Raw genomic sequence first — 23,715 nt, forward strand, 5'->3', positions numbered from 1 at the left:
TACTTAATGTTTGCTTAAAGTATTTAAAACCGTATACATGTATTTAAGTTAATTATTAAATTCATGTTTCATTAGTTAATATTTTTGAAAAATAAGTTTATTTCAAACTAAATATAGATTAATATTTTTGTGCTTTATTTTTTAAATAGTTGATATTTTTAATAATTTTGTAATACTATAATACTTTTATTTACTATTATAGTTAACACTTTTTTATCAGCTCATACGTATAATTATCTATACTTGTTTATTGTATAATACTAAATAATTAAATAAATACATATGAAACTTATTTTCTAATATAAAACTTATTTATAAAAGGATCTAAGCTTGAGAGCAAGAAAAAAATTTCCTTGGGATATTTTTATCATCTTTATCTTAATAACTATTCTTTTGAGTTTTAAATTATTTTTTGTTTAAATTAAGATTATAAAACTAGAATAAATATTTCACATAATCATATTGTTTATAATATTACTAACACTTATTTTATTTATAATTTTTTAATATAAAGATACAACTTACGTTTGCTTATAATTTTTACAATTATTTTTATTTATTTCATAATAATTTTTGACATTAAGATGTATGAGTTATTAAAATATAAAAATAAATAGATAATATATTTATTTAAATTATGCAAATTATATATTGCTTAAAATCAGAAGTATATATTTTTAATTATTTAAAAAATATTCTTAAAAGAATAAAATATACTTAATAAGTTTTTTGCAGCTACTAATTTTGATATTATCTAACATTTTAATAAACTTTATTTATAGTTTGTTTCTTTCCATAGGTTCAAATTTTTAAAAAAATCTGCTTATAATTTTAATTATATAATTTTATATTTTTGTAATTTATCTAAAAATTTATAATATTTTTGATTACTCTAGCTTTTAATTTTTTATAATAATAAAATTAAAACTTTGTTTGATTACTTTTTATATAAAAAAACCTTGAAGTAAAGTACAGAACTACTAAATTAGTAGTGTAGCTTTTGCTTCAAGGTTTTTTATTTATATGAGAAAAATATATTGCATATATTTTTTTATAAATTGATTAAACATATATTTTTAATTTAATTATTCTTTATTAATATTTTGAATTTTAAATTTTAAACATAATTTAATTATTTATTTAATATCAGTTATGTATTTGTATTACTTTTAGTAATAAAGTCAATAGTATAATTTTTTGTATTATTAAATTTTGATAAAGGAAATCATTCACCATTTAATTCAAACATAATATCAATTTCACAAGATAATAAATCATCATATAATTGTTCTTCAGAAATCACATATATTAATATAAAGACATTTTTTGTTGGTTTTAAAGTTTTATCAACTGTAAATTTATTTCCACCAAAATTATTAGACTCAACTACTTTTTTAAATCAAGAATCTACAAGTTGTTGATACTCATTTTTATTTTTATCAATAAAACCAGTTTCTATTATCGACTCATTTTTAATTATTTCATATGCTTTATTAAATAAAGTGTTCATATTTGAAGTAATAGTACCAGTGTTTGAACAAGAAGTAACTGACAAAATTGGAGTTGTAAATATAATGGATGTTGATAAAATAGATAAAAACTTTTTCATTATTTATTTTTAACTCCTTTTATTATATCTGCTAAACTTCTGACTCCACCATTATCATTTTTAGAATTATTTATTATATCAGATATTCCTGTTACTTGATTTTTCTTTGTTACTTGTAGATATATTTTTTCAAGTGACTCTTTGTTTTTATCAAAATAGTTGCTGTAAACAGTTTTACCATCTTCTATAATAACAATTCGAGTAATTAATTCTTCTAATTCATCAATTAAATGACTTGTAATTAATATGCCTATGCCAGATTGTGCTAATGCTCTAATTATATTTAAAAATTCTAATCTATTTTTTACATCTAAATTTGCAGTTGGTTCATCAAGTATTATGTAATCAGGTGAACTAATTAAGCAATTCATTAATAATGCTTTTTTTTGCATACCTGCACTTAAATCTTTAAAAGTTTTTTTCTTATAATCATTTAAATCCAAAGAATCACATAAGCTATCAAAGAGTTTAGTTGCTTCATCTCTATTTACATTTGATAACTCAGCTTCTAATAAACAATAATCCTTTAAAGTAATATTTTTTGGATAAACACTCTGATCTGGAAAAAAGCTTATTTTGTTAATATATCCACTTGTATATATCGATACATCTCCATTTAAAACATCTCCACTATCTTTTTTATATTCATTAAAAATAGATTTTATAAGTGTTGTTTTTCCAGCACCGTTATCACCAACTAACCCAATGATATCTCCAGGTGAAATTACTAAATTGAAATCACTTATTCCTTTACCATTTTTAAATAGTTTTGAAACATTTATAATATTTATCATTATTTGTCACCACTTTTCTTATAAATTCTGTTAATAAATAATACATACGATAAGGCAATTAGCAATATAGAAGTACTTAATCAAAATGCATATATTCCTTCTATATAAAATTTTGTTGAGTATATATCATATGTTGGTTTAATATTAGGATTTAAAAATGTATCCATATAATTGTTTTGATAAACAACATTAGCAATAGGTCCTCTTAAAAATAAACTTGTTTGAATAAAAGAATTATAATAATTATTTGTAGAATTAAATGTATTAGACATTATAAAGAAATGATTAAATGGATTTAATATGTAGTTTAATTCTATAGTCCTATAATTTAATAATGAATTCATAAAATATTCTGAGTAACCTGGTTTATCAAATGAAGAATCATCTAATACATTATTTAAAATGTCAAATAAACCTAAATAGTTATATGGTATTGTTAAATTTTTATTTAAATAATTAAAGTTATTTTCAAATTTAACTTGGTTATGAATTTTTTCATCACTAATATTTTGATAAATTTGTGGTGTTGAGTAATCTTCAATTGTATAACTATATTTAAAAACATTATATATTATTTTATACAAAGAATTGATTTCACTATCATTGGCATTAGGTTCTATAATACCTAAATGATCTTTTTTAAACAAACTTTTAATTCCATTATCATACTCAAGAGAAGACAAATGATTATTTTTAAATAATGAGTTATCAAAATAATCTTTAGTATTTGCTTCTGGGCTAATTGTTGGTGATATCATATACAAACTTTTTGCAAATAAATCTTTATCTTGAATAGATTTAATTTGTTTATTGAAATCATCAGGTATTACAAGAGAGATTTTAAAAATACCATTACTACTTTCAAAGTAGTTTTTAATGAAACTTGATAAATCATTTGAGTTATCTTTACTATTATTTATTCTATAAAGTTCTGGTATTAAAAAACTACTTGTAAACATTTTTATTATGAATTTTTTTACATATTCTTGATTGGTAGTTGAATTTTCTTGATTTATTATTGAAACATCAATTAAATTAATAACTTTTGAGTATTCATTTATTAATTTTTGACTATTAAAATAATCATCATAAATTTTATTTACTAATGAATTATTTTTATTTCTCTCTTTATATATATCATATGTTGATAAATTTTTTATTGCATTATTATCGCTAATGTCAATTACACCAAACATAATAAATGTTCCAGGTCCTAATATTGGTGATAATATAAAAAGAATTGAAAACATTCAAGAAAATGGTAATGTTTTTTTATAACTTTTTGTTGTTACTGAAAATAATAATACTAGTCAAGTTATAAAAAAGTCATAAGCTATTAATACAAAAATACCAATAGAATAATTATTTGAAGCAATTGGCCTGAATGATTTTTTTGAGATAAATGATAAAACAAAATATAATAAGTAAACAAATAATATAAAAATAGTTGAAACTAATTTATTAACTAATATTTTAGAAAAAAATATTGTAGTAGGTTTTCTACCTTTTCTCAACATTAAAGATTCGATATTTGAAACATGATCTTGAATAAAGGACTCCGTTAAATTTGTTATATTAAAATAACTTATATATATCATATTTATTAAAATAATAAATATCATAGCACTTGTTATAACCATAAAACTTTCAGCCATTGAAAAAATAATTATATTTATTAATATATTTATTAAAATAACTGATATTAAAGGGACTAAGAACGTTTTTTTCTTTACTGTTCTTAAAAAAGAAAACTTAAATATAACTTTCATAAATTAAAATTCCTTTTCAATAATAGAGAAAGTGTATTCCCCTAATAATTTATATGAAGTAATAATTGAAGCTATTTTAATTACAGCATTTTTTACAATATTATTTTTCTCATCCAGAGAACCTTCTTTATAAATAAATTCATAATCTATTTGTAAATATGGAGTTTCATAATTAAAATATTTAAAATATGTTATTAAAAAACTATTTACTTTCTCTTCAAAACTTGATTTTAATGTTCCAGTTTTAACATCATTAAAAGGTATCATTTCTAAATAAATTGGGGTTTGGTTCAATTTTGGTTTTGGGTCACACGAAATTGAACTAAATGAGCTAATACCTATTAATGTAAATAAAAACATTGAGCTTAACATCCTTTTCATAAGTTTTATTCCTCTCCATTATAAATAAATTTAATAGTTATATCTGATTTATTATTTATAGAATAGTTCGCTAAAGATTTTCAACTATTTTCAAAATATATAAAAGTTTTTACTACATAAATTATTTCTTTTCCATCTCCAAAATAATTTGGTTTAATGGAGTCATATTTATAATCTATTAATATTTTGTTTTTATCATTTATGTCATTACTATCAAAAACTATTTGATAATCTGACAATTTAATTGTATTTAATAACTTAAATATTCATTCTTCCAAAGAGCTTTTCTCATCTTTTGTATACACATGTTTATTTTTTTCAGCCTTATTTTCTAAATACTTTTTAATAATAGTAAAATTATTACTATATCTTGTATATTCAAAATCAAGTGTACTACATGAAGTTGACAAGATTGTTGTTGATGAAATTAAAGCACTGGAAAATATACTAATAAATATTTTTTTCAACATTACCACCTAACCTTCCTTACTCTTAACATATATTTTTTTGTAATAAATAAGAAAAGAGAGACTAAAAATTGAAATTGGTATTAAAATTCATGCTAAATAAATGTATTCTAACTTAAAAAACGAGTTAGTTAATTTATATTCTCCATCAATGCTAGGGTCTTTAAAACTTTCATATTCATTAGTTTGTAAGACATGAGCATAATAAGGAATTGGAAATATTAAGTTTTTATATATAAATTGGTCATAATAATTATCTTTGGAACCCATATTATTAGACATTACAAATATTTGAAGAAATGGATTTAAATTATAAAAATTTTTACTTATGCTGTAAAAGTTATAAAACTCATATAAAGATTTCCCTTGATCAACACCTGGTTCTTGTAATAATTCTGTTAAAAAATATATAAATGTATGATAATTATATGGAATTCTAAAATACTTATTAAATGTATCAATATGTTCATAGAAATCAAATATATTAAAACCAAATGAATTATAATAAAACTTTGTATTTGAGTAATAATACAATACTTGGTTTTTAATAATTTTATTTATTTTACTTAAATCATTTTTGTTGTAGTTGTCTAGTATTTTATCAAAATTTGTAAAACTTTCAGGAGAACTTAATCCACTTTTTTTAAATAATGATTTATAAACATTAGTGGAAAAATAAGAGTTATCTCAATAAATGTTTTTATTGAATATTGGGTCAACTTCTTCGGGTGCAGCAGTAACTAAATCCATTAAGAAATCATCTTTTTTTTGTAAATCTAATAACTTAGTTGTAAAGTTTTTACTAAACTCAATTTTAAAAGAAGAATTCTGATCATTCAAATTAAAAAAGTCTTTTCAAAAGTTTATATATTGATTATTATTATTTAAAATATACATTTCTAAAGACATAAAATTATTCATAGTATAATCTATAATTAAACTTCTAGCACTATCAATAACATTTGATTTCGATTCAGTACCAGAATAATCAATTTTTAAATTCTCATCTGAAAATAAATTCTCATATTGACTTTTTAAACTTGCTTTACTTTTGTAATCATTAAATAATTTTATTAATATTGAGTTATCATTTTTTCTTTCTAAATAAGAATCATATTTACCATAATTATATGCATTTGTTGTCTCTGAAAAACTTGGTTGACCCATTGTTATTAAGTAAATAATCATTGGTCCTAAAACTGGATATAGTCCAATAAAAGTTGTAAAAATTCAAGGTAAAGGTAATGTTTTTTTATAACTTTTTGTAAATACAGCTAAAAACAATGTAATAGCAGTTATAAATAAATCAAAAGCAAATAGTACAAATAAACCTAATGAGTACTTATAAGTTACTATTTCCTGATATTGATTTTGAACTAAAAATGATAATAAAAAATATATTAATATTATTAGAAATATATAAGAGAAAGAAACTAATTTGTTAATAAATATTTTTGAAAAAAATATGTTCTTAGGTTTTTTTCCTTTTCTTATCATTAGTGACTCAAGGTTTGATATATTATCTTGTATGAAAAAATCAGCTATATTTGAAATATTAAAAAAAGCTAAAAATAGAAAATTTATAATAAATACTGGAATTGTACTGATTGTAATTGTTGAAAAACTTTTAGCAATTAAAAAAATACATAACATTAATATGATATTTATTCATATTAGTATACTAAAACCAATAATATACATTTTATTTTTAATAACTCTCAATAATGAAAATTTAAAAACTGTAAATCTATTCATATTTACTCCTTGATATAAATTTAACACAAATAATTCCAATTATAATTAGTTTCATAGAAATTATTTTTATCCATCTTTTGAGTAAATGTAACTTATTTCTAAACTATCAACATACTTATCACTTGATTCATTTGCAGAAATTGTCGCTTGTACAATATTAAAAGGATAATTTTTGTTAATATAAACATCCTTGACGGTTAAATTTGTATTATTATTCTTATTTATAATTAATAATAATTCCTCTAAAGTAGGTAAATCATCATTTCCACTAATTACATCTAAATCAGTTTTTGTAATAATATCTTTTAAACTAGTTATTTTTATGTATTCATAAGTAAATGTAATTGATCCATAAAAAAAATTGAAACTTTCATTACAAGTAAAAGTTGCTTGAGTTGTAGTAGTTTTTTCTAATTCAAAACTACTATTTCAATAATTTATAAAGTTAGGATTAAGACTTCATATACTACGTTTTAAAGTATTTAAATCAGGCAAGTCCTTAGTACCTTTAATTACACCTAAGTTTGTTTTTGTAATAATTGTATTTATATTTTTTCTAAAATAATAAAATAAATTTAAAACCCCATAATAATTTTCACAAGTATCTTTAGCTTTTAATACAAGTTCTACAGGTGTATCTTGATTATTTCTTGATATAACATCTAAATCTAAAGCATTTAATTTATAATTTTTATTTTTATTATTTGTTATTTCAATCAATTCTTCTATTGTTGTGTTTTCAACTGATGAAGAATTGTCAACTAAATCAAAATTAATAAGTGATGAAAATTTTTCTTCACTAACAAAATTTAAATAATCAAAGCTTATTTTGTAATTGTAATAAAAGGTTTGTGTTCCTTTAAAGTTAGAACTTGTACTTTTAACAGTTAATTTAGATGATTTATTTTTTATAATTTCTTCAAATAATACATCTTCTTCTTTTAATTTTATACCTGTATATTTTTCGTTTATTTCTCTTAAAAGTATACTTATATTTAATGTTTCACTTTCATAATCAGATTTTGTAATATTTTTTTGTAAAATTGCTGACAAATTATTATTTATTAATGATATATCTTTTTTTTCATCTCCATTAATTATAAAGTTAAGTTTTAAATTTTCTGCTGTTTTATATGTCAATAATAGATTAGCAGAACTTTTAAAAGTCTCTTTTATGGGGTCTATTTTAAGTTGGTAATTTATTTTTTCATTATCATTAGTATTTAATTTATTAAGTGCAACACTTTTAAAGTAAATGCCCTTGTCTAAATCTTCTACTTTCAATTCAAAATTTGAGATTGGTCTAATAACTGATATATTATAATATCAAGTTTGTTTTTGAGTATTTATTATATAATCATTATCTGGTTTATCTATACTAATTATTGATCTACTAGTATCATCATAGAAATTTATAATAAAACTTTTAGAAACAAAATTTTCAACTTCTATTGTTATAGTGTCTTGTCCAACTTCACTTCCTTTTAAAATAATCTCAAATAAACTCTCTGTTTTAGATTCCTTAATTGTGTTTAATGTAACATATGAGTTTAGATTTGTTGATTTAGCAGTGACAGTCCTATAATATTGATTGAAAATCTGAAATTTTACTTTACATTCTTCATTAATGTTTGAATATTGAGTGTCAATGTCTGAAATGTTTGGTTCTGGTTTTTTATCATCTACTCAATTATTATTAAAATAGCTTCCATTATTACATGAAATTACAAAAAAACTTGACGTTGAAATAATTAAACTTAAAAGTATTAACGTAACTTTTTTCATACTACACCTTTATTGTTATTTTACCACTTTGTTGATAAAAAATTTTTTTAGTTTAAAATTATAAAAAAGGAGAGATTAATTTGTTTAAAAAAACTTTATTTGTTTTTTTATTAATATTTTTTAGTTCATTCGGATTATTTTATAAATCAAATGAGCCAATTTATTATAATAATATTAATAATCAAATACTGAATAACAATTCAGAACTTTCAAGTAATAATTCTGAGTTAATGTGAGGTGGGATATCTTTACAGTACTTTTTGTATAAACATTCAAATATAAATGAAAATGATTATATTAAAAAATTAGTTAGTGGATATAAAACAAATCATTCTAATACACAATTATTAGAAACTCAAGAAGAAATTTTTTATATGTATTATATATCTAATGCACTAAATATTTCATTATATGGCGTATCAAGTTACAAAGAGTTCTTCGCAGAAGCATATTCTAAATGACAAACAACAGATTTAAGTAGGGCTAATAAGGCTTGAGAACTACTAAATTATTACTTTTTACATATTTACAATAATTTAAAGAATCAGTTTTCAGGTTCACTAGATAATTCAAAATTTACAAATATAAAAAAAATAATTGATGATGATTTTAGTTTAAATAATTCATTAATATATAAAACTAATTTATCTGAAAAAGCAACTGACCTAAGCTATGATAGTTTCTTGTATAATAATGATGATTTTGGAGTTAATGATTTTACAGGTTACAATAATAGCGGAATTTCATATTCTTATAATTTATTAAATGCTTCAAAATTAGCTTGAAATTATTCAACTGAATTAATTAACAAAAATTTAGCATTGAGTGATTTTGTATATAGTTCAGTTAGATTCTTAGGTAATTCAAGTGTATTATTATCTAATGAGTTTGGTGAATCTGGTTTTGATAAGAATAAGTTAGGACAAATCAATTATGATATTTACACAAAGGCGTCATCTAAGTCAATAAATGAGTTCACAAAGATTATTGAAGATGATGATCTTAAAGAATATAAATCATTTATAGATCTAGATACATTTTATAAAAATCACACTAATACAAATTATAATTATTCAAATATAAGTTTAAGTTCTACAATTTCAGCTATGAAAGTTTATTATAATTGAGATGATTCAACTGAATCAAGGTTTAAAAAACAAATATTAGACATGTTCAATTTAACTACATATATCACAAGTTACAATGGTACAAATTTTTACAAAAACTATTTAATTGGTTTTATTATTTCACCCGATTATCCATTAATTGGAACAAGTCAAGGAACCATGGCTTATACAGCTAACATGACTACTACAATAAATAATGAAAAAACTACTTATTTTTCTTATTTAGTCTATACAGGGTTATCAATGACACAATTTAAAAATGAGAAAGATAATGATCAATATTTACAAGGTTGATGAAGTAGTCCTAATGTGTTTGCAACTTTAAATCATGAGATGGGCCATGTAATTGATGGTTATTTAAGTCAAAATAAAGATTCAGCCGAAGACTTAAAAAATAATTTTAGTTCAAAAGTTAATATATATAATAACAAAAGTTTATATAAAGGAAAAATTTTTGGTATAGATGAAGTTGAAAATAATTCAGGTAGCTCTGAACCGACAATTGGTAATGAAAGTGTTGGTTCAAAAACAACATTTAATATTGTTTTATTTTCAATACTTGGTGCTTCATTATTCTTAATCGTTTTAATCCTTTTAATTGTATTATTAACCAACAAAAAAAATAAAAACAAATAAAAAATGCATTTAAATATGCATTTTTTATTTATTTGAACTATTTTTTAAAATAATTTAATCCTAAAACTTCAAGTGCAGCTAATGTAACAAAATTATAAGGTTTATTAAAATGAGGTAAAAAGAACATATCAACTAATGGTAATTCATCAATTGTCATTTTTTTCTGTATTGCAAGTGATAACATATGTATTATTTCAGTATGGTTAGATTCTGAACCTACTTGTGCTCCTATTAATACTCTTGTTTTTTTATCCCATAAAAGTTTCAATCAAACTGGTTTTGTTGTGCTCATAAATTCAGGTCTATCATTATCAGTAAATAAGATGCTATCATAATCCATACCTAATTTTTTTGCAAAATTTTCAGAAACACCAGTTGATGCCATGCTAAAGTCAAATACAGATATTGCATTTGCACCTGTGAAACCCATTTGAGGTAAAGTATTGTTTGTAGCAATATTAATTGCAGCTAATATACCTGACCTTACTGCTGTAGTTGCAAGTGCAATTTGAGTGTTCTTGTCTTGAGTTAAATTAACAACTTCTGCACAATCACCAATAGCATAAATATCATTGTTTGAAGATTGCATAAATTGATTGGTTTTTACTATACCTTTTTGATCTAAATCAACAATTCCCTTTAATAATTGTGTTTGTGCCTTAATTCCAACTGATAAAACTGCATAATCAACATCAACTATTGTTTTATCAGTTTTAATTTGTTTCAGCTTACCATTTTCTCCAACAAATTCAATAACTTTTTGTCCTAAAAGACTATTAACATATGCATTGTCCATTCTTTTTTGAACATGATTTGATAATTCAGAATCAAAATAATTTGGCATAATAGAAGTTTCAACATCTATTAAAGTAACATTTTTATTGCTTTCAACAAATGCATCTACTAGTTCAACTCCAATATATCCAGCACCAATAACAGCTACATTTTTAATATTTTTGTCTTCATTTGCCTTTTTAATTTTTTGAGCATGATAATAATTTTTACAAATTTGTACGCCATCTAAATCAACTCCAGGTATAGGAGGTAATATAGGTCATGAACCTGTTGCAACAATTAATTTGTCATAATTATCTTCAAATTGTTCATTTGTATCTAAATTCTTAATTGTTACAGTTTTATTTTTATCATTAATACCAATTCATTCATGGTTTTTATGAACACTTATCCCTTCACTTTGCAATAATTCTGGAGATGCGTAAAATAATTTTTCTGGTTCCTTTACTTCTCCTTTAACTCACAAAGCTATTCCACAACCTAAAAATGATATTAAATCATTTCTTTCGTATGCAACAACTTCTATATCTTTATTTAATCTTTTTAATGTTCTTGCAGCAACTGTTCCTGCATGATTTATTCCTAGTATAATAACTTTCATAGATTCTCCTTAATAATTTCCAATAAATTGTAATTTTATAAAAAATATTATCACTATTATATTACACTATTTATATCACTAATAGTTGAATAAAATTAAATTTAATTACTTTAATAAATAATTAAAATTAATTTTATTAAAGTTTCAAATATAACTGTATTATGATATATCTATTTTATTAAATCTTTTTATAGAAAATAATAATAAGATTAAGCAAATAATTATAATTACTGCAAATTGATAAACAGGGTTGAAGTATTGATTATAAGTATCAGTTAGTATATAAGAATTATTATCAACATTAATATTAAAAGAAGTATAGGGTAAAAATAAATTATTTTGAGTTGTAAAATCAATTTTTGAAGTACTACTTGGTACAAATCAAAAATCATCAAAATAAAATCCTGAATATTTAGTATATGTACATCAAACTGCATAAAAAGGGTTTAAATAAGAAACATAGTTAATTAATTTTCTATTAGCTAAGTATGTATTATAATTATCATCTTTAATTATATTATAATTTAAAACATTGTAATAAATTGTTGTATAATTTATAAAATAATTTTCTAATACACTTGCAGTCAACATTGTAGGAAATGTTAAATTATCATCAATAAAGTTTTGTAAATTATCCCCATTGCCTAAAATTAAAGACACATTTGATTCTAATCTACCAGTCATCTGATATTTAAAAACTTCTGATAAGTCTTTGCTTGAAAATGTTATTTTTGTATTATTTGATTTGTTTAAAGCATAGTTATTAGTACTATCTTTAGTAAAATATAAAAAGTTCCCAAAATAATCACTTTTCTCTTTGTTTAAATCTAAGAATATATTTATTAAATCATTAGTTAAATTTTTAAAATCTATTAAAATTTTTTTTGTTTCATCATTTACTTCAGACAAAGTTTGATCAATTTCATCAATTGATTTAAAGTGACTATCTAATACATAGTTCAATTCAACTTTATCTCCAATTTTTCATAAAGCTTTTTGAGCATCTGTGTTTAAATTTATAATTGTTCCTGTATATTGTTGTTTTAATTTTGTGTGACTTATTAAATTTAATTTTTCATCTCAAAAATCATTATATCTAATTAAAGATTTGTCTATAGAATCCAAGTTTTCTTTTGTAAAGATTGTGTCAGAATCAAAATTAGTTAAATATGCATTAATCGCATTTGATAAATACTTATATTTTATATTTTCATTTTTTAAGTAATTTTGTAATGTAAAAGAATCATAAATATCATTTGAATGATATTGAAATGTTTTGCTACCTTTTACAAAATTAAAATTAATATCATCATTTTTAGTTTCAAATAACTTTATTGGTATATTTGCAATAAAAGAAAGAGATAAAAGTATTGTTGAAATAATTAATGTAGGTTGAGAACCTAGAAATAAGATTAAAAAAATGATAAATGTAGATAGGCAAAATAGAATCAGTAAACTCATTCATAGAAGTACAAATGATTTTCTTAATAAAAAGTAATCTATATTTAACGAGTTTATGAAAAAGCCTATCAAATTAAAAAAAATAAATGAAAAAAATATAGATATTGCTAAAAATGAAAGAGAACTAATATATTGTGAAAAAAACAACTTTAATCTAGAAATAGAATTAGACAAAATAATAAATGTTGTTTTATCTTCTTGTTTTTTTACAAAAAATAAATTTATAATCCTTATAATCATTAAAAAGAAAAAGACATTTATAAAAATTATAGAATAAAAATCATAAATAATGTTCTTTGTTTCACCCTTACTTATTAAAAAATACACTATTGAAAAACTTATTGTAAACAAATTTATAAGTACTAAAAAAATTATATAAACTTTTTCTAAGAATATGGCTTTTATTGAGAATACAAAAAGACTCCAAAAGGAGATAAATTTCTTTTTTTTCATTTTAACCTCTCTACAATATAAATAAAAAAATAATTTATTATTTTAAGGGCCACCCCAAAATACAATTATTTTTTTATAATAATAAGTTATGCTTTTTCTATAATTGATTTGTTTTTCATATTACTTTTGTCTTTTGAAAATATAGTGTCTACTCTAAAAGTTACTTGCATAAAATCAAAATTAATTTTCAGGTTTGCAAATTCAAAATCTCCAGCTTGTTTTTCAATAAAATTATTAATTACTAAACCTTTTTCATTACCTTCTAAGTTTTTATTAAGAACTACACGCGGTCTTACAGATTTAAAGTTATAGAAGTTTCAATCATATATTGATTGGTTTCCATCGTTTAATAATTTGTTTCTAACAATAGTTTCAAGACCCGCAGCACTGCCAGAAGACTGTTTTAAAGAAAGGTTTTCATTGAAATTGTTTAATACACTATCATAATAAAGATACATATTATTTGATGAACTTCCACTAATATAATTTGGATCGAATGCATCGGTTCATAAATTAACTTTTTTATTATCATATTCAACGTTAGTTTCACCAGTGAATGCAGTTATTGCATTATCATTTTTTACATTAGTTATTCCTCAAATATTATGGAATGAATCAATTCCTTTATTTAAGTTAGCAACAATTGATTTATATGTTAGTTTATCTTTATTATTTAAAATTTCTGTTAAATTTTCAGATTTATCTATTGTATAAGCAGTTGCTACAGAAAAACTATTAATATCAGTTTTAAAATATGCTTCGCTTGTTCCTTTAATAATTAATTCTAAATTTTTTACTTCTATAAATTTGAATTTCATTGTATTGTCAATTTTTGCTATAATTTGATTTTTAACTTCTTCACTGAAGTCACTTGAATCTAAATTGTCTTTAATTATCTTACTTTTATAATTATTAAACCAAAGTTTTAAGTTAACTTCATTCTCAGTGAAATGGTTTTTATTTAAATATTCTTCGACTGAATCTTTGTTATCCGCATTATTTCTAAAAATATAATTAAATAAACTTACATTTTCCTTAATAGAATCAGATTGTCACCCATTTTTTGCAGCTTTTCAAGTGTACATATTTTCAGAAGCTTGGAAAGAATTGAATTCATAATCTCAACTATTTTTCTCTCCAATTTCATCAATAATATTTCCGCCCTTACTTTTTAATTCAACTTTATCATCAAATTCTCCTACCCCATTTACATCAGCAATTAAAGAATCCAAGAACTCTTTTCCAAAAGTTTCTTTTAATTTACTATTAATTGATTCTAATGAGTCAATTTTGTCATCGTCAGATGAACCTTTTTTTGTTGATTCAATTATAGTTGAATTATTATCATCTAGCAAATATTTATACTTAACATCATTGATTTTAGTTTTAAGAGCATTCACAATATTTCCATAAGTAGTTACTTTATAATCAAAATTAAATATGTAATTTCCAGGTTCAGCTAAACTTTCTGAATTCTCAGATTTGTAATTTATTTTTAAATTAAGATTTACATTTTCTAATGAACTAGTAAAGTTATTTTCTGTTTGCCCCTCAATGTTTTCCTCATTTAAAAATTGTAAAGTTGGATCAACACCTTCATTATTATTATAAGAAAATTTTTCAGAATCCAATTCTACAAGATTATTTTTATTTATATTATTAGTTAATATATTGTACTCATCTTTTTTTGCAATACTTTCAACTTCTTTTTGAATAGCTGATAAACTAATTTTATTTTCCACATCAATAATAAATTTTGATTTGATTTCAGAATCATTCAATACAGTTTCAAGATTTAAACTTTTTGTTTCTGCTTTTGAAACATTTTGAAAAACTTCTTTTAAAACTTTTGAGTTAAAAAAATTGTTTTGAACTGAATCATATTCAACAGCTTCGATTCAAGATTCCTTACTTTTATTAATATATTTAGTTATTACAGCATTTACTTCATCAAGATACTTATTCTTTAAACTTGAATATGATTCTCCTTCTGATTCAGGGTCTGGTGAAACACCATTAGAATCAGGGTTTTCTGAATTTTCATTATTATTTGAACCACAAGATATTATTGAAGTTACAGGTGCTAAAGTTATACCAGTTGATAATAATAAAAGTAAAAGTTTCTTCATAAATAGTTTCCTCCGTTATTTTTTTATATAAATAATTATATATTAATTTTATTTCTTATTATAGTTATTATAAAAATGTTTCGTAATTACATTTAACAATAATTCTTTAAACTTATTTTCACTTAACTTTGCAGTTTCTAAAACTTCTTGATGACTTAATTTTCCACCTAAACCTGCAGCCTTATTAGTTATTAAACTAATTCCTAAAATATTTATCCCAGCATGATGTGCTACAATGGCTTCAGGAACAGTAGACATCCCTATTGCATCTGCTCCTAAAAATTTATATGAATTTATTTCTGCTGGAGTTTCATACATTGGGCCATGAAAATATGCATATGTACCTTCTTTAACTTCTATATTTAATTTTTTTGCAATTTGTTTAGTTGTATCTATTAAATCATTATTATAAACATTGGTCATATCTGGAAATCTAGTTCCAAATTGATCATAATTTTTTCCTCTTAAAGGAGAAGGACAAAACAATCCTATATGATCTTTAATTATCATTAAATCACCTGGGTTTAAAAAATCAGAAATACCTCCACATGCATTAGTTAATATTAAATTCTTAATTTTTAAATTTGCAATAACTCTTATTGGTAAAACTACATCTGAAATGTCATAACCCTCATAATAATGAAACCTACCTTTGAAAATCAAAATATTTTTATCCATTACTTCAGCAAAAATCATTTTAGAATCATGACCTACTACTTCACTTTCAATAAAATATGGTATATCTTTGTATGATATTTCTTTAATAATATTTATATCATTTACAATTGATGATAAACCACTACCCAAGATAATAGCCATATCTATACTTTTGTTGAACTGAGTTTTTATATAATTTGTTATTTCTTCTATTCTTTTCATAATAATTTCCTAATCTATAAGAATATTTTACTAAATATATTTTTAATTAAGTTTTTAATATGTATTTTAATTCACTAAATAAAATTAATAAATGTGCATTACTTCTTTGAACTTATCTACATATTTTTTATAATTTTTTATTTGAGCTTCTTTATATTTACTTTTATACTCATTATTTATATTGTTTTTTTCTTGTTTAAAATTACTTGGTAAATCACTTTTGTTAACATTCTCAATATTTATTTTAGAGTGCTTAATTCTTAGCTTGTTTATTTTATCTTTTTTTATACTTCTTAACTTTAAAAAGTTGTTTTTTATAGCTTTTTTTTGTGCAGAATTTGATTTTATATAGTCCTTATTCAATTCATTAAAAACCTTTTTTGAAACTCTTAATTTTGCTTTGCATTCTAACTTGATATTAACTAATTTGTTTTTTAAGTCTTTCCTTTTTTCAAATGATTCATTGTGCTTTAAATATTTTAATGAACATTTGATGCATTTAAATTTATATTTATATAAATTAATTTGAGATTTGCGATATATAACATAAGTTTCTTTTAATGAACCGACTCTTCCATTTGTATATAACAACATAAAACAATAAATTAAGGTAGTGATTGAAACACCAACTAATGTTGAAAATAAGAATAAAAATGTTTGTTGCCCATAAGGAACAGAACCAAGTATTGCAACTAATGGACCACCATGTCCAGCATTATTTTTTATACTGAAAAGACATGCCAATGCTGAAGAAGTAGAGCCTCCAATCACATTACATAAAACTGTTTTTTTCGGATCTTTTAATACCAAAGGTATTGCTCCTTCTGAAACACCAATTATACCTATTAATATTGAACTAATACCAATAGTTCTTTCTTCGGTTGTGAAGAATCTTTTCATAAATATTGTTGATAAACCCATACTAATTGGAGCGACTGGCACTGCAGCTGCATAACAACCCATTGGCTCATAAATGCCTACTTCGACTAACAAAATACAAGTTATAAATGCAATTTTATTAATTGGTCCTCCAACATCTAATGAGGCCATCGCCCCAATTAAAGCACCAGCTAATATTGTAATCGATAAACTATTTGTTTTATTAGTAAATATATAATTGATGAATTCTGAAAATCCTTGCATTAATAATCCTACTGGAGCTCCAATAATATAAATGAATATTATTGAAATACCAATTCCTCCAACTATTGGAATGAAAAAAATAGGCATTAAAGTTTTTAAACTTCTTGGTAAGTTCCATGTATTAACTCATCTAGAGAAATAACCTACACATATGCCTGATATTATTGAACCAATGAATCCCATTGGAGTTGAAACAATTGGAAGACCTGGTAATTGTATAAAATTAGATGCATCATTACCAATAAATCCACCAACAACAGAAGGTGCAATAGCAACTTTACCACCAATAGAACTAGCAATAAAAGCTGCCAATATTGGCACCATTAATGTAAATGCAGCAACACCAATTCTCTCAATAATTGAAAGAATATTATATGGTCTTTCTGAAATTGGTGGTCCAGCCTCAAAACCTCAAATAGCCTTTGATAATCCGTTTGAAGTAGCAAGACAAATACCTCCAATAATCAAAATTGGTATCATATAATTAATTCCCGAAACTATGTGTTTTAATAATGAGTTTTGTTTTAAATTATCATTACATGTTAAAACAAAATCCAAATCTTCAAAGTATGATGTAGCATTTAATTTTGCATCATTTAACAATTTTGAAGGGTTTCTTATAGCGTTAATAACTTTTGTTTCATATAGCTTTTTACCAATAAATCTAGTTTTATCAATTGGGACATCTGATGCAATTATAACAAGATCAGCATCTTTAATTTCTTCATCAGTTAATTTAGTCCCTACACCTCTTGAACCTTGCGTTTCAACTCTAATTTGATAACCATCTTTTGTTAATGTATTTAGCAATTTTTGCTCAGCTAAATAAGTATGAGATATACCAACCAAACATGAAGTAACAGCCACTATTTTTAAGTTTTCTTTTTGATTTGGAATAATATTTACATAGTTATTTTCATATTTATGTTTTAAAAACAATAATTCTTCTATTTGTGATGTTAATTGAGACTTTTTAATTGCTTCTTTAAAGCTTTTGTTATACAGTTTTTTTGTAATTTCACTTATTATATCTTTTTCTTCACTTTTATCATTTTTAGGAAGTATTATAGAAATTATAAATGATGTGTTTTTACCATCCAAAGAATCTCAAAATACTCCCCTATTATTTTTGATACATATTATATATGGTTCTATTAAACCTTCTACGACTATATGAGGTATTGCAAAACCGTCTTGCAAACCAGTAGATGATAAATTTTCTCTTTCTATAAATTTCTTATAAACATAGTCTGCATCTTTTATAAAATTTGCTTCTGAAGATTTTTCTGAAATAAATTTTAAGATGTCTTCTTTGGAAGAAAAATCTTTATTAATAAAAACCAATAAGTTTTTTTCGCTTATTCTCATTTTAACCCCCATAGTTATTATAAAACTACATTCCTATGTTAAAAAAAAATAAGCCCAAAACTTATTTTAATTATTGAAATTTATTTTTTCTTCTACTGATCTTGAAGTCATTTTTTATTGTTAAATTTGATAAATAGTTTATAAAGACACCCATTAACCAACAAACTAATATCAATGATACAATACCAGTGTAAAATAGAAAATTTCCAATAATTCTAGGGTCCATTTGTTTGTAAGGGTATGGATGGAGTGCATTAATTGGATCATATTTAATTAACAGAATTGACCTAGTTAATGCAAATAAAATATAAAGTGTTATTAAAATAAAATTGTTTCAAGAATATTTTTTAATATATACCTTGGATGTGACTATTTCTCTTTTTAAAATAAAATAAAAAATAATTATAATAACCGGAGTTACAAAGTGCTCTAAAATTGATTTAATTATATTATATCAAGTATCAAAACCAGGAACTTCCTTAGAAGATAATCCACCTAAATAAAGAATAAAACTTATCACATTTAATGAAACTATCCTTGTAAAGTTACTTTTATTTGTTATTCAAGTTGGCATATTTTTATATTTCAAATGAATTAAATTTAAAAGACCAAAAACGAAATTATCAATGCATATTCAAACTGATAAATAAATTATCTGATTTGTAATAGAATTATCAAAGTTTCTAGATTCTAAAGACTTTGGTGAGGGACTAATTGTTGACATAATTAAATCTAATATAAAACAAAATATTGGGATTATTGAACAATATAGATAAAATACCTTACTACTTATTTTCATAAAATTTATTTTAACAAAAAAGGCATAAAAAGCAAATTTTTTTAAAAAACATGTCGAAATTATTAAAGGGTTAAATATGATATTAAAAAATAAGGGTTTGTTTTTAGAAACAATTATAAATAATAGTATAAAAAATGATGATTATGAAAAAGGATACTTAATTTATAAAATGCCAATAAATTCAAAGTTAATTAATTGTGAGGGAAATATAGTGAAATCTATTTTGGAGACTAATTATTTTTGTGATTATATTGGTATTTATAATGGATTTTATATTGAGTTTGAAGCGAAAGAAACAGAAAAAACATATTTTAATTTAAATAATATAAAAAGTAATCAAAAAAATAAAATGTACAAAGTAATTGAAAATAAAGGTATTGCTTTTGTACTAATTTATTTTCATATTTATAATGAAATTTTTTTAATAGATGCAAATGACTTAAAAAACTTTAATAAAACTAAAATTGAGTATGATTTTTTTAATAATAATATAAAAAAAATCAATTTCGATAATGGTAAAATTGATTTTAATTATGTATTTAATCATTTAATCAGTTATACATAGTAATTTTTACAGAGCTATTTTTAGATTTAGAATCTAATACTTTAAATAATTCGTCTAAATTACTTATATTAGAAGAATCTATAATACTTGTAATTTTAGATATCGATATACCAACGCTTGAATATTCTTCAAGTTTTTGTATATCATTATCATTTAATTTATAATTTAATTTATTTTCGATTATTTTATAATTCTCTTTTATTTTGTTTTTTGCATATTCATCTTCAAGGTTTACTAATAGTTTATTAAATAAAGGTGATAAGTCTAAAATAGTTTTTTTAGATTTTACTACAAGTTTAATCAAATTATTTTTTAATAGTTTTGAGATTTCTATTTCAATTTCATTACTTGTTAAAGTCATATAATTTGATAGTTGAGATGGTGTAAAGTTTTTTTGTTCTTCAGTTGATAGTTCCATAATAAGCAATATTATTGAAAGTTGATTTTCTGTTAATCCTACTTTTGAATAATTAAGTATTAAAACTGCTTTTTTATTTAAATAACCACTTTTAAATAATTGATTCATTTTTTCAAAAAAAAATTAAAAGTTGCATTAGCAACTTTTAAAATTGTAATTATTTAGCAACTGCGTCTTTCAATTGTTTAGCTGCTTTAAACTTAGCAACAGTAGTAGCTGCTATTTTAATTTTTTCACCAGTTGCTGGATTAACACCTTCACGAGCTGCTCTATCACTTGTTAAGAACTTACCAAATCCTGAGATTTGAACTTCTTCCTTACTTGTCAAAGCATTTGATATTTCGTCAAATATATAACTTACAATTTTTTCTGCTTCTGCTTTAGAAGTGTCGAAATTCACTGATAATTTTTCTGATAATTCTTTTTTTGTCATAGTAAAATCTACCCCTTATTGTATCTATACTACCTTAGCGTACTTGAAGAAATTGTTAATAAGTATGCTAGGGTTAAGATTATTGTATAGTATTTTATACATTATTTCAAATAAAGGTGCATTAATTTTATGTTTTTCAATTAAAGAATAAGCTATTTTTGAAGCAGACACTCCTTCAACTGTTTTTTTATGGTATTTCAAAGCACTTAAAGCGCTGTTTTTTTCAGCAATTGCAATTCCTAATGAGAAATTTCTTGATTTAAAAGATGAACAAGTTAATATTAGATCTCCTAATGTTGCAAAATTCATGAAAGTTTCTAACTTTGCTCCAAATATTTTTGCAAACTCAAATATTTCTGCGTTACCAATTGTAATTAAAGAAGCTCTTGCATTGTCTGAAGCACTATAACCTTGTAAAATTCCACTTGCAATTGCAATAACATTTTTTAAAGCTGAAGCTACCTCACACCCCGCTATATCAGTTGTACTTTTTACTATAAAATATTCATTGTTAAATAAATCTGAGACAATATTAGCGAACTCTATGTCCTTACTACAAGCCATTACGCAAGTTGGCTTTCTTAAGATTACTTCGATTGCAACAGAAGGACCATATAATGCTCCTAAATTTTTTAATATATTTGTATTTTTTAGTTTATTAAAAATTTTATTGCTTAATAAATCTAGTTTATCTTCATCTAATCCTTTAGCAATATTAATTATTGATATTGGGTTTTTTGCATACTTAATAATATTATCAAGAGCACTATCTAATGCAAAAGTGGGTACGCTCAACACAACAATTTCTGCTTTTTCGATAGCAATTGCAAAATCATTAGTTGCTTTAATGTTATCATTAATAATAAAATCTCTAAAAAAAGCTGAATTAATATGGTTTTCATTTATATCATTAACTTGGCTTTCTTCAATACCATACATTATAACGTTATGTCCATTATCAGTTAATACATTTGCTAAAACGGTACCATATGCACCAGTACCAACAATTGTGATGTTTTTATTTTTCATTATTTATCTCCTTTCCCTAAAGATAATTTTCATAGGTACACCTGTAAAGTCAAAGTGTTGCCTTATTTGATTTTCAAGGTATCTTCTATATGAAAAATGTGCATAACCAGGGTTATTTACAAATAAAACAAAAGTTGGAATATACGCTTCAACTTGTGAAGAGTAATATATTTTTAGTCTACCACCATTATGGTTGGGTGCAGGGTTAATAAGTTGTGCTTTATTAAATATTTCATTTAAAACACTTGTTTTAATTCTTTTCTTTAAATTAGCATTCACTAAACTTATTAGTTCAAATATTTTTTTAACTCTTATATTTTCAACTGCAGAAATGAATAAAATTTTTGCATAACTTAAATACTTAAAATAAGATCTTATTTCGGTTTCTTTTTTATTCATTGAATTTGAGTCTTTTTTTTCAACTAAATCTCATTTATTAGCAATTATTATAATTGGTTTACTCTCTTCATATGCAAAACCCCCAATGTTTGAATCATGATCAGTAATTGGTAAACTAATATCTAACATTAATAAAACTACATCAGACTTATTTATAGAAGATATTGATCTTATATAACTATATTTTTCAATATTTTCATATATTTTTCCTTTTTTTCTAAGACCTGCGGTATCAATTATAGAGTACTTAATATTGTCAAACTCAATTTTACTATCAACCGAATCTGTTGTAGTACCAGGAATTTCTGAAACAATCATTCTTTTTTCACCTAACAAAGCATTTACAAAACTTGATTTACCAACATTTGGTTTACCAACAACTGCGATTTTTATTTCATCATTTGATTGTTCTTCATTGGCTTTTGGTAAATTTTCAATTATCTTATCAAGTAAATCACCAATTCCAATACCATGAGTTGAAGAAACTAGAATAGGTTCACCTAGCCCTAAACTCATATACTCATAAGAACTATTAAAATCATCCTTTTTATCATATTTATTAATAACTAAAATAATAGGTTTATTTGTTTTATATAAAATTCTTAATACAGCATTATCTTCTGGACATATACCATCTTTGTAATTTAAAACAAATAATATTAAGTCTGCTTCTTTAATTGCAATTTCAGCCTGAACTTTTATTTCCTTAGCAAACTTTGTATCTTGTAAAGTTATACCACCAGTATCAATTAGTATGAAGGGAACTGTTAGTCACTCTGCATCACCATATAATCTGTCCCTAGTTACTCCTGGAACATCTTCTACAATTGATTTTTTTTCTTTTATTATTCTATTAAATAAAGTTGATTTTCCAACATTTGGCCTACCAACAATTGCAACAATTCCCTTTTTTTTCATAA

General features: G+C 22.8%; 20 protein-coding genes. 3 read left to right on the top strand and 17 right to left on the bottom strand.

From position 1 onward, the window contains the following. Positions 1 to 1,150: 1,150 nt before the first annotated feature. The 7 genes from STURON_RS04370 to STURON_RS04400 all read right to left on the bottom strand — a co-directional run bounded on the left by STURON_RS04370 (position 1,151) and on the right by STURON_RS04400 (position 8,560). Positions 1,151 to 1,609 carry a hypothetical protein gene (locus tag STURON_RS04370; protein WP_075048657.1) on the bottom strand — a complete coding sequence of 153 codons (459 nt, stop codon included), beginning with the start codon at positions 1,607 to 1,609 and terminating at the stop codon, positions 1,151 to 1,153. After that, complete coding sequence (locus tag STURON_RS04375) at positions 1,609 to 2,403, bottom strand: ABC transporter ATP-binding protein (protein ID WP_075048658.1); 795 nt, start codon at positions 2,401 to 2,403, stop codon at positions 1,609 to 1,611. Before STURON_RS04375 ends, STURON_RS04370 begins: the two co-directional genes overlap by 1 nt. After that, positions 2,403 to 4,172: an ABC transporter permease gene (locus STURON_RS04380; protein WP_075048659.1), complete on the bottom strand. Its 1,770-nt coding sequence runs from the start codon at positions 4,170 to 4,172 to the stop codon at positions 2,403 to 2,405. The genes STURON_RS04375 and STURON_RS04380 overlap by 1 nt, the downstream gene beginning before the upstream one ends. A 3-nt stretch (positions 4,173 to 4,175) precedes the next feature. Continuing rightward, entirely contained in the window at positions 4,176 to 4,553 is a 378-nt protein-coding gene (locus STURON_RS04385) for a hypothetical protein (RefSeq protein ID WP_075048660.1), read from the bottom strand. Between the two features lie 5 nt (positions 4,554 to 4,558). Beyond that, positions 4,559 to 5,020 (bottom strand): hypothetical protein, encoded by a 462-nt coding sequence (locus STURON_RS04390; protein ID WP_144416200.1) that lies wholly within the window; start codon positions 5,018 to 5,020, stop codon positions 4,559 to 4,561. A 9-nt stretch (positions 5,021 to 5,029) separates the two neighbouring features. Next, the gene (locus tag STURON_RS04395; protein WP_075048662.1) at positions 5,030 to 6,775 is read right to left on the bottom strand and encodes a hypothetical protein; all 1,746 of its coding nucleotides are present in this window, start codon (positions 6,773 to 6,775) and stop codon (positions 5,030 to 5,032) included. Between the two features lie 66 nt (positions 6,776 to 6,841). Then, entirely contained in the window at positions 6,842 to 8,560 is a 1,719-nt protein-coding gene (locus tag STURON_RS04400; protein WP_075048663.1) for a hypothetical protein, read from the bottom strand. An 80-nt stretch (positions 8,561 to 8,640) separates the two neighbouring features. Between STURON_RS04400 and STURON_RS04405 the strand changes: the two genes are divergently transcribed. Then, positions 8,641 to 10,323, top strand: coding sequence for a hypothetical protein (locus STURON_RS04405; RefSeq protein WP_075048664.1), 1,683 nt, complete (start codon positions 8,641 to 8,643; stop codon positions 10,321 to 10,323). 37 nt (positions 10,324 to 10,360) lie between these two features. Here STURON_RS04405 and STURON_RS04410 read toward each other — a convergent pair whose 3' ends face one another. Both STURON_RS04410 and STURON_RS04415 read right to left on the bottom strand, forming a co-directional pair. Further along, positions 10,361 to 11,719, bottom strand: a complete 1,359-nt coding sequence (locus STURON_RS04410; RefSeq protein ID WP_075048665.1) for an FAD-dependent oxidoreductase — start codon at positions 11,717 to 11,719, stop codon at positions 10,361 to 10,363. A gap of 159 nt (positions 11,720 to 11,878) precedes the next feature. Next, positions 11,879 to 13,180: a hypothetical protein gene (locus STURON_RS04415; protein WP_158500522.1), complete on the bottom strand. Its 1,302-nt coding sequence runs from the start codon at positions 13,178 to 13,180 to the stop codon at positions 11,879 to 11,881. A gap of 55 nt (positions 13,181 to 13,235) precedes the next feature. Between STURON_RS04415 and STURON_RS05815 the strand changes: the two genes are divergently transcribed. Then, the gene (locus STURON_RS05815) at positions 13,236 to 13,457 is read left to right on the top strand and encodes a hypothetical protein (RefSeq protein ID WP_158500523.1); all 222 of its coding nucleotides are present in this window, start codon (positions 13,236 to 13,238) and stop codon (positions 13,455 to 13,457) included. A 262-nt stretch (positions 13,458 to 13,719) separates the two neighbouring features. On the opposite strand, the gene STURON_RS04420 is transcribed toward STURON_RS05815, so the two are convergent. From STURON_RS04420 to STURON_RS04435, 4 genes are all read right to left on the bottom strand, one after another. Beyond that, positions 13,720 to 15,762, bottom strand: a complete 2,043-nt coding sequence (locus tag STURON_RS04420) for a hypothetical protein (RefSeq protein ID WP_075048667.1) — start codon at positions 15,760 to 15,762, stop codon at positions 13,720 to 13,722. Positions 15,763 to 15,810: 48 nt separating this feature from the next. Beyond that, positions 15,811 to 16,641: a purine-nucleoside phosphorylase gene (locus STURON_RS04425; RefSeq protein ID WP_075048668.1), complete on the bottom strand. Its 831-nt coding sequence runs from the start codon at positions 16,639 to 16,641 to the stop codon at positions 15,811 to 15,813. An 84-nt stretch (positions 16,642 to 16,725) separates the two neighbouring features. Next, entirely contained in the window at positions 16,726 to 19,152 is a 2,427-nt protein-coding gene (locus STURON_RS04430; RefSeq protein WP_075048669.1) for a PTS fructose transporter subunit IIABC, read from the bottom strand. A gap of 70 nt (positions 19,153 to 19,222) precedes the next feature. After that, positions 19,223 to 19,876: a hypothetical protein gene (locus tag STURON_RS04435; protein WP_082236198.1), complete on the bottom strand. Its 654-nt coding sequence runs from the start codon at positions 19,874 to 19,876 to the stop codon at positions 19,223 to 19,225. Positions 19,877 to 20,027: 151 nt separating this feature from the next. On the opposite strand from STURON_RS04435, the gene STURON_RS04440 reads away from it, so the two are divergent. Then, entirely contained in the window at positions 20,028 to 20,516 is a 489-nt protein-coding gene (locus tag STURON_RS04440; RefSeq protein WP_075048671.1) for a Holliday junction resolvase RecU, read from the top strand. Here STURON_RS04440 and STURON_RS04445 read toward each other — a convergent pair. From STURON_RS04445 to der, 4 genes are read right to left on the bottom strand one after another with little or no spacing between them, the layout of a single operon-like run. Continuing rightward, a complete protein-coding gene (locus tag STURON_RS04445; RefSeq protein WP_075048672.1) occupies positions 20,491 to 21,042 on the bottom strand; it encodes a DnaD family protein in 552 nt (183 codons plus the stop codon). The two genes, STURON_RS04440 and STURON_RS04445, sit on opposite strands and share 26 nt — an antisense overlap. Positions 21,043 to 21,091: 49 nt before the next feature. Beyond that, positions 21,092 to 21,367, bottom strand: coding sequence for an HU family DNA-binding protein (locus tag STURON_RS04450; RefSeq protein ID WP_075048673.1), 276 nt, complete (start codon positions 21,365 to 21,367; stop codon positions 21,092 to 21,094). Positions 21,368 to 21,391: 24 nt separating this feature from the next. Further along, positions 21,392 to 22,396 carry an NAD(P)H-dependent glycerol-3-phosphate dehydrogenase gene (locus STURON_RS04455; protein ID WP_144416201.1) on the bottom strand — a complete coding sequence of 335 codons (1,005 nt, stop codon included), beginning with the start codon at positions 22,394 to 22,396 and terminating at the stop codon, positions 21,392 to 21,394. A gap of 3 nt (positions 22,397 to 22,399) precedes the next feature. Beyond that, positions 22,400 to 23,713, bottom strand: coding sequence for a ribosome biogenesis GTPase Der (gene der / locus STURON_RS04460; RefSeq protein ID WP_075048675.1), 1,314 nt, complete (start codon positions 23,711 to 23,713; stop codon positions 22,400 to 22,402). Between the last annotated feature and the right edge of the window lie 2 nt (positions 23,714 to 23,715).

The organism is Spiroplasma turonicum (assembly GCF_001262715.1).
Taxonomy (GTDB): Bacteria; Bacillota_I; Bacilli_A; order Mycoplasmatales; family Mycoplasmataceae; genus Spiroplasma_A; species Spiroplasma_A turonicum.